Raw genomic sequence first — 14,341 nt, forward strand, 5'->3', positions numbered from 1 at the left:
TACCCGGTTGGTACAAGCTACACCCCGTAGCGTTTGCGATAAGTGCGCATAGCCTCCAGAGGGCCTTGATCCTCCGATTCCAGATAGGCAATGATGTGGCTCATATTGATGATGCTCATAACCGGCACACGGTGGCTATTCTCGACTTCCTGCACGGCTGACCTGTCTCCAGCCCCGCGCTCCTGCCGGTCCAGTCCAATCACCACGCCGGCCAGTTCTGCGCCAGCCGCCTGAATCATGCCAATCACCTCGCGCACTGCAGTACCGGCAGTGATAACGTCGTCGATAACCAGAACCCGGCCACGCAGCGGCGCACCCACCATGGTGCCACCCTCTCCATGCGCCTTGGCTTCCTTGCGGTTATAGGCAAAGGCCACATCCCTGCCATGCTGATCGGCCAGCGCCACGGCGGTGGCCGCAGCCAGCGGTATGCCTTTATAGGCGGGCCCCAGCAAGATGTCGAACTGCACCCCGGAATCCACGATGCACTGCGCATAACAGCGGCCCAGTAAAGCCAATGCCCCACCGGAGGCAAACGCACCGGCATTGAAGAAATAGGGGCTGACCCGACCAGACTTCAGTGTAAATTCACCGAACTTCAATACGTCGCTGCGCCGCGCCAGCTCAATAAATTCTGTTTGATAGCCTTGCATATCGATATATGATCCTTAAGGAAGCATTGTAATCCCCTGATTACGCTATAGAATACGCAAAACCGGGTTTAACCACTAACTAATAATCTGGTCCGAGCTGTGCAATCGCTGCAGGCGATATCGCAATCACTGCTGGCGAAACGGCGGTTAATCAACTAAAAAGATTAGATGTACGAGCGTTATCTCGGGAGTTCTACGCACTTTTTAAATCGGCGCGGAGTTCGCGCATCATGATACACGCTCTATTACCAAGGGGCCAAGAATGAGGATCATCAGCTTCAGCGCTGACGGCATACAGAACGCCGCAAAAAACGGGCTTTACGATTGGCTGAATGAGCAGGACGCCGACTTTATCTGCATTCAGGATCTGCAGTGCTCGGAATACGATTTAAAAGACAATGTCTTTTTCCCTTCCGACTACAACGCCTACTTCTTTGACGATGTCGACGGCAAGGCCAACGGCGTGGCCATCTACTGCCGGGAAATGCCCAAGGCCATCATGACGGGTCTCGGGTTCAGCGACTTCGATATGGAAGGACGTTATATTCAAGCCGACTATGAGAACCTCAGCGTCGCGTGTCTACTGGCGCCCTCGGTACAGGACAATGACGGCGAGCAGCAGGCTCGCAAGAACGAATTCTACGAACTGCTGGGTTCCCACCTGCAGAAGATCCGCAACAAGCGCCGAGAATTCATCATCTGCGGAAACTGGCATATCGCCCATAGCGCAGCGGATGTACAGGACACTGAGAAAAACAGCACCAACAGCGGCTTTCTGGCCGAGGAGCGGCAGTGGATGGACGAACTGCTCGCGTCAGGCTATGTCGATGCATTCCGCGAAATCAATTCGGATCAGGATGAGTTCAGTTGGTGGCCCGATGGCAAGCGCGGTGAAAACGGCTTGCGCACAGACTTCCAAATTATCTCACAGGGCCTGAAGTACGCCGTGGACTACGGTGCGATCTACAAGATAAAGGAGTTTTCCACACACGCCCCCATCATCATGGACTACGACATCGAAGTGTAGCCCAGGGTTCGCTGGCGTCTCAGGACGCCAGCGCTGCCTTTTGCAGTTCGTTCAGCTGCTTTATTCCCCCGCTAGCCAAATCCAACAAGCTGTCCAGCTCGGCGCGTGCGAAGGGCGCCTGCTCCGCTGTGCCCTGCACCTCGATAAAGCCGCCGGCTGCATCCATGATCACGTTCATGTCGGTATCGGCGGCGGAATCCTCGACATAGTCAAGATCCAGCACTGGGACACCCTGATAAATACCCACCGAGACGGAGGCGATCATCTGCCGCAGCGGGTCTTCCGTCAGCAGCTTTTCACGCTGCAGATAGTTGATCGCATCGACCAGAGCGACACAGGCACCGGTAATGGCGGCGGTACGCGTACCGCCGTCGGCCTGAATCACATCGCAATCGATGGTGATCGTATTCTCGCCAAGCTTCGAGAGGTCGAGGGCTGCACGCAGTGAGCGGCCGATCAAACGCTGTATCTCCACCGTGCGTCCGCCCTGTTTCCCACGGGCTGCTTCCCGGCCCATGCGAGTGCCGGTGGAGCGCGGCAACATGCCGTATTCAGCGGTCACCCAGCCCCGCCCTTCGCCCCGCATAAAGCTGGGCACGCCTTTTTCAGCCGAGGCCGTGCATATCACCTTGGTATTGCCGAAGCAGACCAGCACTGAGCCCTCAGCATGGTGAGTGAAATTGCGTGTGATGGATATCTCCCGCAGTTGTTCAGCCGTGCGGCCGCTGGGTCGTTGCATGTTTATACTCCGTTTGTGATTCAGGCGCGCCAGTATACGCGAGGCGTTAGGGTGATGCTGCACTGCGGGCGACTTAAATGGTATGGGGTGGGAGTTGGCGGCGCGGCCCGACCTGCGCGGCCCGACCTGCGCGGCCCGACCTGTATGCGCCAGAAACAAGCTGCTACACTCGCTGGCCTGCTGTACAACAAAGGCCTGCGACACAGATGATCCAAAGCATGACCGCTTTTGCGCGTGAGAGCGCCGCGACAAGAAACGGCGTCCTGACGGTAGAGTTGCGCTCGGTAAACCACCGCTATCTCGACTGCAGCTTCAAACTGCCCGATGAACTGCGCTCGCTGGAGCCCCGCTTGCGCGATGGAGCTGGCGCAGCCCTGTCCAGGGGCAAGCTCGACTGTATGATACGCCTGCAGTCACACCCGACACAGGCCGGCGCACTGGAGGTCGACAGCGAGAGACTGGAGGCGCTGATAGCAGCAGCGCGAAATATTGAGGCCAGGCTGGACAATCCTGCGCCCATCGACCCGCTTCAGGTATTGCAGTTCCCCGGTATCTGCAGCGGCCCGGAAGAGCCCGAAGAGCAGCTGCGCGAACAGGCACTTGCACTGTTTAACACGGCATTAAACAGTATGCAGCAAAACCGCGAGCGCGAGGGTGCCAAGCTGGCGGCGCTGGTGAAGGACCGCCTGTCACAGGTCGCTACAGCTGTCGAGGCCACCCGAGAAATACTGCCGGCGCTGATGCAGCATCAGCGCGACCGCATCACTGCCCGCATTGCAGACCTTAAGGTGGAGGTCGATCAGGGCCGCCTCGAGCAGGAACTTGTCTATCTGGCGCAGAAAGCGGATGTCGACGAAGAGCTGGACAGGCTGGTCGCACACATCGGAGAGGTGCAACGCACGCTGGAAAAAGGCGGGCCCTGCGGCCGCCGGCTGGACTTTCTGATGCAGGAGTTAAACCGGGAGGCCAATACACTGTCCTCCAAATCTCAGTCCGCCAGCACCACCCAGAACGCTGTCGAACTGAAAGTACTGATCGAGCAAATGCGCGAACAGATCCAGAACATCGAGTAACAGGAACAGATAATGACCCAAACCGGCACACTGTACACCGTGTCCGCGCCTTCGGGAGCGGGCAAAACGAGCCTGGTCAACGCGCTGGTCGAGCGGTGCCAGGAATTACAGGTTTCAGTCTCCCACACCACGCGACCTATTCGGCCCGGCGAGCAGGACGGCGTCAACTATCACTTTGTCGCGGAGAGCGATTTCCTCGCCATGCTTGAGCGCAATGAGTTTCTCGAGCACGCGCACGTTTTTGGCAATCTGTACGGCACCTCCGGTGTATGGGTAGAGAGCCAGCTCAAGCTGGGCAACGACATTATTCTGGAAATTGACTGGCAGGGGGCACAGCAGGTGAAACGGCTACTGCCGCGGACGCAGGCCATTTTCATTCTGCCCCCCGACCGCGAATCGTTGCTGCAGCGACTCAGGAACCGCGGGCAGGATGACCCGGCAATTATCGAAAACCGTATGAATGTGGCGGTAGAGGAGATGTCACATTATGTGGAGAGCGACTATCTGGTGGTAAACCAGGACTTTGACCGGGCATTGGACGAGTTACACGCCATTGTCATCAGCCAGCGGCTGCGCACTGCGCGACAGCAGACGGTGCTGGAGGGCATGCTGCAGGACCTGCTCAACTAGCCCCGCACATCACCCGGACTGTGTAGAATCGGCATTATTTGGCTGGACGCGCACGGGGTATCTCGCGTTATAATTGACGGTTCCTCCGGCGCAGCTGTGCGTCAGGCAAAGTGCGGGGCTCCCGGTTTTCACTGGTAGGCCCCAGCTTATCGAAACATGTGTCGCAGGGAGCAGCACCCCTGAGATGCACGCAAATGGGAAGTAATAGAGAATGGCACGCGTAACTGTTGAAGATTGTCTGGAAAATGTCGCTAACCGCTTTGAACTGGTAATGGTGGCCAGCAAGCGCGCCCGGCAGCTGGCTACCGGCGGCAGAGACCCCATGGTTCAGGAAGAGTCGGACAAACCCACCGTCATCGCACTGCGTGAAATTGCCGAAGGCCTCGTATCCAACGAGATCCTGAAGCGAGAAAGCGAAATGGAAGCTGAGGACGAACTGGCAGACGTTATGGAGGCTTCTGAAACCCTCTAACAGAGTTTCCTCATTTGCCGGGCATCCTCTGTAACGGGTCTTGAATTAACGACATGCAAACCCTGGATGCCCTCAATACCACGCTGCGCAGCTACCTCAACCCCGAGCAGACCAACCACGTCAATCGCGCCTACTTTTTTGCCGAGCAGGCCCACTACGGTCAGCGGCGACGCAGCGGTGAACCCTATGTAACCCATCCCCTCGCAGTGGCCGGTATCCTGGCCGATATGCACATGGATCATCAAAGCCTCGTGGCCGCGATGTTGCACGATGTCATTGAGGACACCGGCATTGAGAAAGTGGTTATCGGCGAGCAGTTTGGCGACACGGTTGCAGAACTCGTCGATGGCGTGAGCAAGCTGACACAGATGGAGTTTGAGTCGCTGGAGGAAAAGCAGGCCGAGAACTTCCAGAAAATGGCGTTGGCGATGGCCCAGGATATCCGCGTTATTCTGGTTAAACTGGCCGACCGCCTGCACAACATGCGCACCCTCGGCGTGCTCAAATCCGCCAAAGCACGGCGCATAGCCCGCGAAACACTCGAAATTTATTCTCCGATTGCCATGCGCCTGGGCATGAATTCCGTGCGCATGGAATTCGAGGATCTAGGCTTCAAAGCACTCTACCCGATGCGCGCCTCGCGTATTGATGCCGCGCTGCGCCAGGCGGGGGGACATCGCAAGGAACTGGTGGAGAAGGTCCGGCACCAGATAGAGGCCACCCTGCAACAGGAAGGGCACGATGTCGCCGTGATCGGGCGCGAAAAACATGTCTACAGCATCTACAAAAAGATGAAGTCCAAGCGCAAATCTTTCTCCGAGATTATGGATATCTACGCGTTTCGCATCATTGTCGATTCTGTCGACACCTGCTACCGCGTACTGGGCTGTATTCACAGCCTCTACAAGCCGGTACCGGGAGAGTTCAAGGATTACATCGCCATTCCTAAGGCCAACGGCTATCAGTCCCTGCACACAGTACTGATGGGCATGCACGGCGTCCCGATCGAAGTCCAGATCCGCACCCAGGAGATGGAGGACATGGCCAATAACGGCATCGCTGCACACTGGCTCTACAAAAGTGAAGACTCCTCCGCCAAGGGCAGCCATGCACGCGCACGCGAATGGGTGCAGGGCCTGCTCGAAATGCAGCAGCGCGCTGGCAATTCGCTGGAGTTTATCGAGAGCGTCAAAATTGATCTGTTCCCCGACGAGATCTACGTATTCACCCCCAAGGGTCGTATTCTGGAGCTGCCACGGCGTGCCACCGCGGTGGACTTCGCCTATGCCGTGCACACCGATGTCGGAAACAGTTGCGTGGCCTGTCGCATCAACCGCCGCCTCGCGCCCCTGTCGGAGCCACTGCAGAGCGGTCAGACCGTCGAAATTCTGACATCCTCTGGCGCGCGCCCCAACCCGTCCTGGCTCGATTACGCCGTCACCGCCAAAGCCCGCTCCAATATCCACCACTTCCTGAAATACCAGACCAGGGATGACTCCGTGGCACTGGGGCGCACGCTGTTGGACAAGGGACTCGCCGGCTTTGGCAGCAGCCTGCAAGACCTGCCGGCAAAACAGCTCGAGGAGTTCCTCACGCAGCAGCATTACAATGCCCTGGATGATTTACTGGTCGATATTGCCCGCGGCAGCCGCCTGCCCACCTTCACCGCACAACAATTGCTCAGCGGCCCGGAAGAAGACCAACTGCAACCAAACAGCGAGTCGGCACAGCCGGTTGCCATTCGTGGCACCGAGGGCTTTATGGTCAGTTATGCGCGCTGTTGCCACCCCATTCCTGGCGACCCGATAGAGGGCTATCTGAGCCAGGAAAAAGGTGTGGTAGTGCACCGCGTACGCTGCAAGAACCTGGTGGACATCCGCGACCACAACGAGCGCCGCATCGCGTTGCGATGGGATGACAGTGTAGAGGGTGAATACCGCGCCGAATTGCGGGTTGAGGTCGAGAACCGCCGCGGCATGATTGCTGTGATCGCAACACGCATCAACAGCATGGGCGTCAATATCGAAAAAATCACCACGGATGACAAAGACTACCAGTTCACCTATGTTACTCTGGAGATGATGGTGAACGGCCGCGTCCATCTCGCGCGCATCATGAAGCGCCTGCGTACCATCAACCATGTGCGCAAGGTTACCCGTATCACTAACTGACTATTGGAGAACCCTTTTGAGTAATCGCGCCGTCATCTCAACTCCTGACGCCCCCGACGCTATCGGGCCGTATTCGCAAGCGATCAAAGTGGGTAATACCGTGTGGCTGTCCGGCCAGATTCCACTGGTGCCCGGCACAGCGGAACTGGTTGCCGGAGACATTACAGCGCAGACCACACAGGTGTTTGAAAACCTGGCCGCCGTGGCCAAAGCCGCTGGCGGCAGCCTGCAGAACGCTGTCAAAATCAATATTTCCGTGACAGACCTGCAACACTTCAGCGCAGTAAACGAGGTGATGGCACAGTTTTTAGAACCGCCTTTTCCCGCACGCGCCTGCGTGCAGGTGGCCGCCCTGCCAAAGGGCGCGCAAATTGAAATAGAGGCCGTGTTGGCGCTTTAGCACGTATCGGAAAATTCAATCATGACGCAAGGAAGCTCAATGATTCTCAATCTCTTCAAGATTGCGCGCTTTTTCATTATCGATGTTGCACGCTATATCAAACGGGGGCTGCGACACTACAGCACCGCGATAATCCGTCGTCTGGTGCCTGGTGTCGCCACTGCGCGGACTGTGAGTGACACCGACTTCCTCGACCTTTGTTATCAGGGAATTCTCGGGCGCCCTCCCAGTGAGATAGACAAGGCCGCTTTTATTCGGCAGTTCGAAGCTGGCGCAATGACGCGAGATGAGTTCGTCTGTGAGATATTGCAATGCCCGGAATTCGATTCACACTCCGCCAGCCGCGAGGCCTATCCGGCAGGGCACTTTTTCTCTGCGCTACCTTCTGCGCAGGAGCGTGCGCAATACGTCAGGGACACCGCTTGCGAGTCTGTCGCCGGTATAGATCTCCGCCTGACCGCACAAACGGATCTTGCAAAGGAGTTCGCAAACTATTTTCTTGAATGCCCGCTGGCGCGATTCAAGGATGAGTCCAAGCGCTACTACGCAGAGAATGTTTCATTCCCTTTTTCTGACGCGTTTATCTTCTACAGTTTCATACGCCACTATAACCCGCGTCGCATAATCGAAATCGGTTCTGGTTTCTCTTCAGCGGCAGCCCTCGACTCGCTGGATTCATTGGGCAAAAGCGATACCCAGTGCTGGTTTATAGAACCTTACCCGCGGCTACTTCGATCTCTGCTGCGCAAGGAGGATACACGGCATGGGATATTGTCATCAGCGGTACAGGAGGTGGACCTCACCTTTTTTGACGCCCTTGCGGCTGGCGATATTCTTTTTATCGATTCGACGCACGTATCAAAAATCAATAGCGATGTGAACTATGAGATCTTCGATATACTGCCGAGGCTCAAATCCGGCGTGCTAATCCACATTCACGACATCTACTGGCCGTTCGACTATCCCGATGAGTGGATCCATGAGGGCAGGGCATGGACAGAGTCATACCTCGTCCGCGCCTTCCTCCAATTCAATAACGATTTCCGGATTCTGTACTTCAATTCCTACCTCCATCCCAAAGTGAGGGATTCCGTGTTTACGCCGCTTGGCGTTGATCTCGGTGAGAACGACGGTGGCAGCCTCTGGCTAGAACGTGTTTGATTATTCGCCCAGGCCCACCGGGATCAGCAAAGCAAATCGGCGTACCCTTTCCTGAAATCGGGAAAAATTAGCTGGTAGCCACTGCGGCGCAAGGCAATGTTGCGACAGCGCTTGTGTCCCGCCGAGTTGTGACGGGTCGGATCAGGGCGGAGCTCGGGATAGGTATCTGCATCAAATTCCAGACCCATTTGCGTGGCCAGCCAAGTTTCCACTTCATAGCGCGGTGCCGGTAGGTCGTCCACGCCGATATAGACGGGCTCAAGTTCAATGCTGGCACTGGCCAGTTCCAGCAGGTGCAGTAGAAAACCCGCGCAATCTGCCCGGTGGATGCGGTTGGTGTAACTGACCGGTTCTGGCGGACACAGTTCGCCGCGGCGGATACGCGCCAACAGCCGCCCACCCGGAATACCATATACGCCGGCCAGGCGCACCACGGATGCAGCTTGAGGGGAATTCAGCAGCAGTTGCTCTGCCGCGATGATCTGCAGTGCCCACGGGTCGGTCGTAGTCAGGGCGCTGCTCTCATCGACCCAGCCGCCTTGTGCCTCGGCAAAAACACGAGTACTGCTGGTCATCAAAATACGGCGGGGCCGATGCTCGCCGAGCCCGGACAGCAGATTGCCCATTGCCGACAGAAAACCGGCTCTGTATCCCGCTTCCGATCTATCCGCGGGATTGAAGATTGCCAGCACATAATCCGGCCTGAGCTGTGCGGCAAAATCCAGACTGCCCGGCTGTGTATAGTTTGCCGCATGAGCCGTAAAATGAGCTGGCAATTTCGCAGTGTCGCGCCTGACACCGGTGACTGCACACGCTTGCTCAGCCAGCATTGTGCCCACACGGATACCCAGGTCGCCACAACCCACAATTAGGACAGAACTGTTCTTCATAAACTGATCACTCACTGGTTACACTAGAGACTGACGACGTCAGGACAGAGACGCTATGACACTAACAGAACTCCGCTATCTCGTGGCCCTGTCAGAAACAGGTCACTTTCGCAAAGCGGCCGAGCAGTGCAATGTCAGCCAGCCGACGCTCAGCATCGCAATAAAGAAGCTGGAGGACGAACTGGGTGTCAGCCTGTTTGAACGCGCCCACCACAAAGTGGCCAGCACCCCCACCGGGATACGTATTGTGGAGCAGGCTCGCACCGTACTGCAAGAAGCGCAGAATCTGCGTCAGCTGGCCGAGCAGGGAAAGGACCCTCTGGGCAGCATGCTCTGCGTCGGTGCAATCTATACCGTCGGGCCGTATCTGTTTCCCCGTCTGATCAGTCACCTGCAACAACTGGCGCCGGAAATGCCGCTGTTTATCGAGGAAAACTACACCGCCAACCTGCGCGGTAAATTGAGTAGCGGCGAACTGGATGCGATCTTCGTCGCCCTGCCGTTTACCGAAACTGAAGTGGTCACACGAGCGCTGTTTGATGAACCGTTTGTAGTGCTGCTGCCGGAAGATCACGCGCTGGCATCCGAATCGCATATCGAGGCCAGCGCACTGGCCGAGCAGCGCGTACTGCTAATGGGCGAGGGTCACTGCTTCCGCGATCAGGTGCTGGAAGCCTGCCCAGGTTTACAGCAGGCTATACGCGAAAAATCAGCTCAGGGTGATGCTGTGATTGAAGGCAGCTCGCTGGAAACACTCAAGCACATGGTGGCAAGCGGTCTCGGTATCACCGTACTGCCAGAGTCGGCTGCCAGGGAGGCGACCTACGGCGAGCGCACCCTCGCAGTGCGCCCCTTTGCCGACCCCGTACCCAAGCGCTCTATCGCAATCGCCTGGCGCGTGAGTTATCCGCGCACCGAGGCCATCGACATCCTCATCGACGCGCTGCGGCCTGACTGAGTCCCATGCCCGGCATTGCCAGTCTTTCAGTGCGCGAGCTGCATGGGGTGGGCCCCAGGCTGGCAGCCAAACTCGCTGATTACGGCGTGCACTGTGTAGAGGATTTACTGTTCCATCTACCACTTCGCTATCAGGACCGCACCCGGGTAACGCCGATTGCCGCAGCCACAGAGGGCGCCGATGTAGTGATTGAAGGTGAGGTGCGCGCAGCCGATGTGGTCTTTGCGCGGCGGCGCAGCCTTGTCGCGCGTATCCAGGATGGCAGCGGCACACTGACACTGCGCTTCTTCCATTTTTCCGCCGCCCAGAAGAACAACTTACAGCCCGGAACACGCCTGCGCTGTTTCGGGCAGGTAAGGCGCGGCGGCAGCGGCCTTGAGATGTACCACCCTGAATACCAGCAGGTACGCGGCGACAACACCCCGGTGGCAGAGGCGCTGACCCCGATCTACCCAACAACCGCCGGGATAGGTCAAAACCAATGGCGCAAACTGTGCGAACAGGCCCTGCTGCAGCTGCAACGGGAGCCAGTACAAGAGCTGCTACCACCCACCGGCGAGTCGCCCTACGCGCTGGCCCGGGCGCTGGAGTTCCTGCATGCACCCCCGCCGGATGCCTCGCTAGGATTGCTGCGCGAAGGGCGGCACCCGGCACAACTGCGACTAGCACTGGAGGAACTGGTGGCGCACAACCTGTCGCTGCACCGCCTGCGCGAACACCAACAATCCGAAGGCGCACCACCACTGCTGCCAGACGAGGGATTGCTCAGTACCTTCCTCGACAGCCTGCCATTCTCACCGACGCGGGCCCAGTCGAGTGTACTGGCTGAAATCGCGGCTGACCTGGCCAGACCCTATCCCATGCTGCGACTGGTTCAGGGCGATGTGGGCTCCGGCAAGACACTGGTAGCCGCGGGCGCAGCCCTGCAGGCCATCGGCAATGGCTATCAGGTCGCCATCATGGCACCGACAGAAATCCTCGCCGAGCAACACTGGCGTACATTCTGCCAGTGGTTTGAGCCACTGGGCATAACCATGGAATGGCTGAGTGGCCGCTCCAAGGGGAATAAGCGGGCCAGCGCGCTGGCGCGCATGGCCAGCGGAGAAGCCAGTCTCATCATCGGTACGCATGCACTGTTCCAGGACGAGGTGGCCTTTGCGCGCCTCGGACTGGTGGTGGTGGATGAGCAGCACCGCTTTGGTGTCCACCAGCGCCTCAACCTGACACGCAAAACCGCACCGGAACTCGGCCGGGCGCATCAGCTGGTGATGACGGCAACACCCATCCCGCGCACGCTGTCCATGGTCGCCTACGCCGACCTGGACTGCTCCGTGATCGACGAGCTGCCACCAGGAAGAACGGCGGTAACCACCGTGCTGATTGACAACAGCCGCCGGCAGGAGGTAGTTGCCAGGGTCGCGGCCGCCTGCAGCGAAGGGCGCCAGGCCTACTGGGTCTGCACCCTGATCGAGGAGAGCGACGCCCTGCAAGCACAGGCCGCCGAGGCCACCGCTGAAGAACTGCGCCTGGCGCTGCCGGAACTGGCGATAGGGCTGATCCACGGGCGGCTGAAGCCGGCGGAGAAGGAGTCGGTGATGGCCGCATTCAAGCGCGGAGAGCTGGCCTTACTGGTGGCCACCACCGTCATTGAAGTGGGCGTGGATGTTCCCAATGCCAGCCTGATGATAGTCGAGAACCCGGAGCGTCTAGGCCTGGCGCAGCTGCATCAGCTGCGCGGCAGGGTCGGCCGCGGCGCGCAGGCCAGCCACTGTGTGCTGCTCTACCAGACACCGCTGTCAGCCAACGGCAGGCAGCGACTGTCGGTGCTGCGGGAAAGCTCAGACGGCTTTTATATCGCGCAGAAGGACCTGGAACTGCGCGGGCCGGGTGAAGTCCTCGGTACACGCCAGACCGGGTTGATGGAGTTTCGTATTGCCGAGTTGCCCGCGCACGAACATTTGCTGGATGAGGTTGAAGTGATCTCAGAGACCATTCGGGCATCCCACCCGGAGCTGGCCGAGCCGTTGATTCAACGCTGGACCGGCACCGGACAGCAGTTTGCCAAGGTTTGATTCCGGTTTAGTGTAGCAGCGGCACGGTGTATCGCGCTCCCTTAAGCTGATAGCTGACACTAATCAACACACCCCACGATGCGTCAGCCTCTGTGGCAACCGTCCGCGCGGTAACAAGCCCGGCGTGGCGCTAGGGAAGGAACAGTGCCTGCCAGCGTCGCGCCAGTTCTTCGCTACCAATCGCATTCAGGGTTTCAATATTCCTATCCGGTATCTGCTGGGGATCGGCAAAATCTGCCAGCGCACGGGTCAGCATGTCTTCACGCAGCAGATGGATGATCGGGTAGGGCGCCCGGTTGCTATAATGGCTGGCCGCATCCGGAGACTCTCCGGCAAAGCGATAGTGGGGATGAAAGCTTGCCAATTGCACCAGATATTCAAGGCCGGCATCGTGCAGCAGGCCCTGCGCATCCTCCAGAAAATCCAGATAGTCCTCAAAGTCCTGCAACGCATTGGGAAAGGCCAGCAGGGTGGTGGCGACATCCTGTTCCGAGCTGCACTGCAGCAAATCCAGCTCAAGCAAAAAGGCGCGGCGTAGCGCAGCGATATCGCTGCCTTCACACAGGGCGATACGCAGATTGGGCGCACCCAACAGTGGGCGCGCGAAAGGGCACAGGTTCAAGCCGACGACAAAATCGTCTAGCCAGCGCCGAATATGGGGAACAACCTGCCCGGTCACCAGAGAACCTGCTAACCGGGCGCGCACGTCAGGCCATGATAGCCGGCAGTTCTTTCTGCAGTGCGAGCTTCTCTTTGGTCGCCTCACCCGTCAGGGCAAAGCCCAATAGCGCGCCGCTGCTGTCGCGGAACTGTGCCTTGACATTACTGCCGTCGACATCAATCGTCCACTCACCGTCTGTACCCGGCGCCACAGGCGCCACGACCACGGGGCAAGCGGGGGTCTTGATGGTGACCGGCATGGCCGGGTAAACAACTTCTGTGGGCTCACCTGCCAGCGTTTTCCCGAGGGCTTTGGCCGCGGCCATCAGCGGCGCCACATACACCAGCACGTGTCCGTTCACTTCGGCACAATCTCCCATCGCATACACGTTGGGGATATTGGTCTCGAGCAAGCGGTTGGTGACAATGCCACGATTGGTCTCAATGCCGCTGGCTTTCGCCAGCTCGGTGCGGGGACGCACACCCACCGCGGAAATCACGATGTCTGCGCTGATTGTCTCGCCGTTGTTCAGGCTCACAGTGACGCCTTTGTCCGCTTTATCGACAGCGGTTACCAGTGGTCCGAAATGGAATTTCGCACCCTTCGCTTCCAGCGCCGCCTGCACCGCTTTACCGGCAGGCTCCGGCAGCAGCGTCGGCAGGCAGTAGCCCAATGGATCCACAACCTCGATCTCAAAACCGCCGTTGATCAAATCATTGGTGTACTCGCAGCCGATAAGCCCGCCGCCGATGATGCAGACTTTTTTCACGTCGTTCTTGGCAACTGCCGTACGGAAATCGCTGTAATCCATCAGATCATTCACTGAGTACACCAGCTCATGGCCATTCCCGCCTATAGGAGGACGGATCACCTCAGCCCCCAGCGCCAACACCAGCTTTCCGTAATGGATAGCAGTATCAGTATCTCCAACCTTGATTAACTGCTTGTCAGTATCAATTTCGTTTACCTTGGTCATCGTCCAGACACTGGCTTTGAGTTGCTTGGCCATATTGCCCGCATCTGACTGCGCCAGATCATCCGCCCCCTGACCCCGGGTGTATCCGGTGGACAGCATGGGCTTGGAATACGAGCGCCCGTCATCCGATGTAATCAGGATCAGTGGTGTGTCCTCATCGTGCTTGCGGAACTCCTTGGCCAGACCGTAGCCGGCAAGGCCAGTCCCAAGGATCACAACCGGAGGATGCTCGGTATCAGCCACCGCATCTTCATGGTGGGGTGCATCGTCAACCGGCGCCTCTTCAAGCAGTTCGAAATCTTCCTTGCCCACACCGCAATCGGGGCAGAGCCAGTCTTCCGGCACATCTTCCCACTTGGTACCCGGTGCAATCCCATCGTCTGGCCAACCTTCTTTTTCGTCATAGACCAGGCCACAGACAATACATTCCCACTTACTCATGTTCCGACTCACTTTTT

General features: G+C 58.1%; 14 protein-coding genes. 9 read left to right on the forward strand and 5 right to left on the reverse strand.

The window, feature by feature from the left end:
* Positions 1–17: 17 nt before the first annotated feature.
* Entirely contained in the window at positions 18–653 is a 636-nt protein-coding gene (pyrE, locus tag AC0L6S_RS16520) for an orotate phosphoribosyltransferase (protein ID WP_473425207.1), read from the reverse strand.
* A 262-nt stretch (positions 654–915) separates the two neighbouring features.
* On the opposite strand from pyrE, the gene AC0L6S_RS16525 reads away from it, so the two are divergent.
* Positions 916–1,680 carry an exodeoxyribonuclease III gene (locus AC0L6S_RS16525; protein WP_473425208.1) on the forward strand — a complete coding sequence of 255 codons (765 nt, stop codon included), beginning with the start codon at positions 916–918 and terminating at the stop codon, positions 1,678–1,680.
* Between the two features lie 19 nt (positions 1,681–1,699).
* On the opposite strand, the gene rph is transcribed toward AC0L6S_RS16525, so the two are convergent.
* Positions 1,700–2,419: a ribonuclease PH gene (gene rph / locus AC0L6S_RS16530; RefSeq protein WP_473425209.1), complete on the reverse strand. Its 720-nt coding sequence runs from the start codon at positions 2,417–2,419 to the stop codon at positions 1,700–1,702.
* A 218-nt stretch (positions 2,420–2,637) separates the two neighbouring features.
* Here rph and AC0L6S_RS16535 point away from each other — a divergent pair, with 218 nt between their 5' ends.
* The 6 genes from AC0L6S_RS16535 (at position 2,638) to AC0L6S_RS16560 (ending at position 8,326) form a co-directional block, all read left to right on the forward strand.
* Entirely contained in the window at positions 2,638–3,492 is an 855-nt protein-coding gene (locus tag AC0L6S_RS16535) for a YicC/YloC family endoribonuclease (RefSeq protein WP_473425210.1), read from the forward strand.
* 12 nt (positions 3,493–3,504) lie between these two features.
* Complete coding sequence (gmk, locus tag AC0L6S_RS16540) at positions 3,505–4,122, forward strand: guanylate kinase (RefSeq protein ID WP_473425211.1); 618 nt, start codon at positions 3,505–3,507, stop codon at positions 4,120–4,122.
* Positions 4,123–4,333: 211 nt separating this feature from the next.
* Entirely contained in the window at positions 4,334–4,594 is a 261-nt protein-coding gene (gene rpoZ, locus AC0L6S_RS16545; protein WP_473425212.1) for a DNA-directed RNA polymerase subunit omega, read from the forward strand.
* A 53-nt stretch (positions 4,595–4,647) separates the two neighbouring features.
* Positions 4,648–6,765, forward strand: a complete 2,118-nt coding sequence (locus tag AC0L6S_RS16550) for a RelA/SpoT family protein (protein WP_473425213.1) — start codon at positions 4,648–4,650, stop codon at positions 6,763–6,765.
* Between the two features lie 16 nt (positions 6,766–6,781).
* Positions 6,782–7,165 carry a RidA family protein gene (locus AC0L6S_RS16555; RefSeq protein ID WP_473425214.1) on the forward strand — a complete coding sequence of 128 codons (384 nt, stop codon included), beginning with the start codon at positions 6,782–6,784 and terminating at the stop codon, positions 7,163–7,165.
* Between the two features lie 21 nt (positions 7,166–7,186).
* Positions 7,187–8,326: a class I SAM-dependent methyltransferase gene (locus tag AC0L6S_RS16560; RefSeq protein ID WP_473425215.1), complete on the forward strand. Its 1,140-nt coding sequence runs from the start codon at positions 7,187–7,189 to the stop codon at positions 8,324–8,326.
* A gap of 23 nt (positions 8,327–8,349) precedes the next feature.
* On the opposite strand, the gene AC0L6S_RS16565 is transcribed toward AC0L6S_RS16560, so the two are convergent.
* Entirely contained in the window at positions 8,350–9,216 is an 867-nt protein-coding gene (locus AC0L6S_RS16565; protein WP_473425216.1) for an NAD-dependent epimerase/dehydratase family protein, read from the reverse strand.
* 55 nt (positions 9,217–9,271) lie between these two features.
* Between AC0L6S_RS16565 and AC0L6S_RS16570 the strand changes: the two genes are divergently transcribed.
* Both AC0L6S_RS16570 and recG read left to right on the forward strand, forming a co-directional pair.
* Positions 9,272–10,174 (forward strand): LysR substrate-binding domain-containing protein, encoded by a 903-nt coding sequence (locus tag AC0L6S_RS16570; RefSeq protein ID WP_473425217.1) that lies wholly within the window; start codon positions 9,272–9,274, stop codon positions 10,172–10,174.
* Positions 10,175–10,179: 5 nt separating this feature from the next.
* Positions 10,180–12,246 carry an ATP-dependent DNA helicase RecG gene (gene recG, locus AC0L6S_RS16575; protein ID WP_473425218.1) on the forward strand — a complete coding sequence of 689 codons (2,067 nt, stop codon included), beginning with the start codon at positions 10,180–10,182 and terminating at the stop codon, positions 12,244–12,246.
* A 130-nt stretch (positions 12,247–12,376) separates the two neighbouring features.
* On the opposite strand, the gene AC0L6S_RS16580 is transcribed toward recG, so the two are convergent.
* Positions 12,377–12,925, reverse strand: a complete 549-nt coding sequence (locus AC0L6S_RS16580) for a DUF1415 domain-containing protein (RefSeq protein ID WP_473425219.1) — start codon at positions 12,923–12,925, stop codon at positions 12,377–12,379.
* 28 nt (positions 12,926–12,953) lie between these two features.
* Positions 12,954–14,324, reverse strand: a complete 1,371-nt coding sequence (locus AC0L6S_RS16585; protein ID WP_473425220.1) for an FAD-dependent oxidoreductase — start codon at positions 14,322–14,324, stop codon at positions 12,954–12,956.
* Between the last annotated feature and the right edge of the window lie 17 nt (positions 14,325–14,341).

The sequence above is a fragment of the Halioglobus sp. D3-4 genome (genome assembly GCF_055809315.1).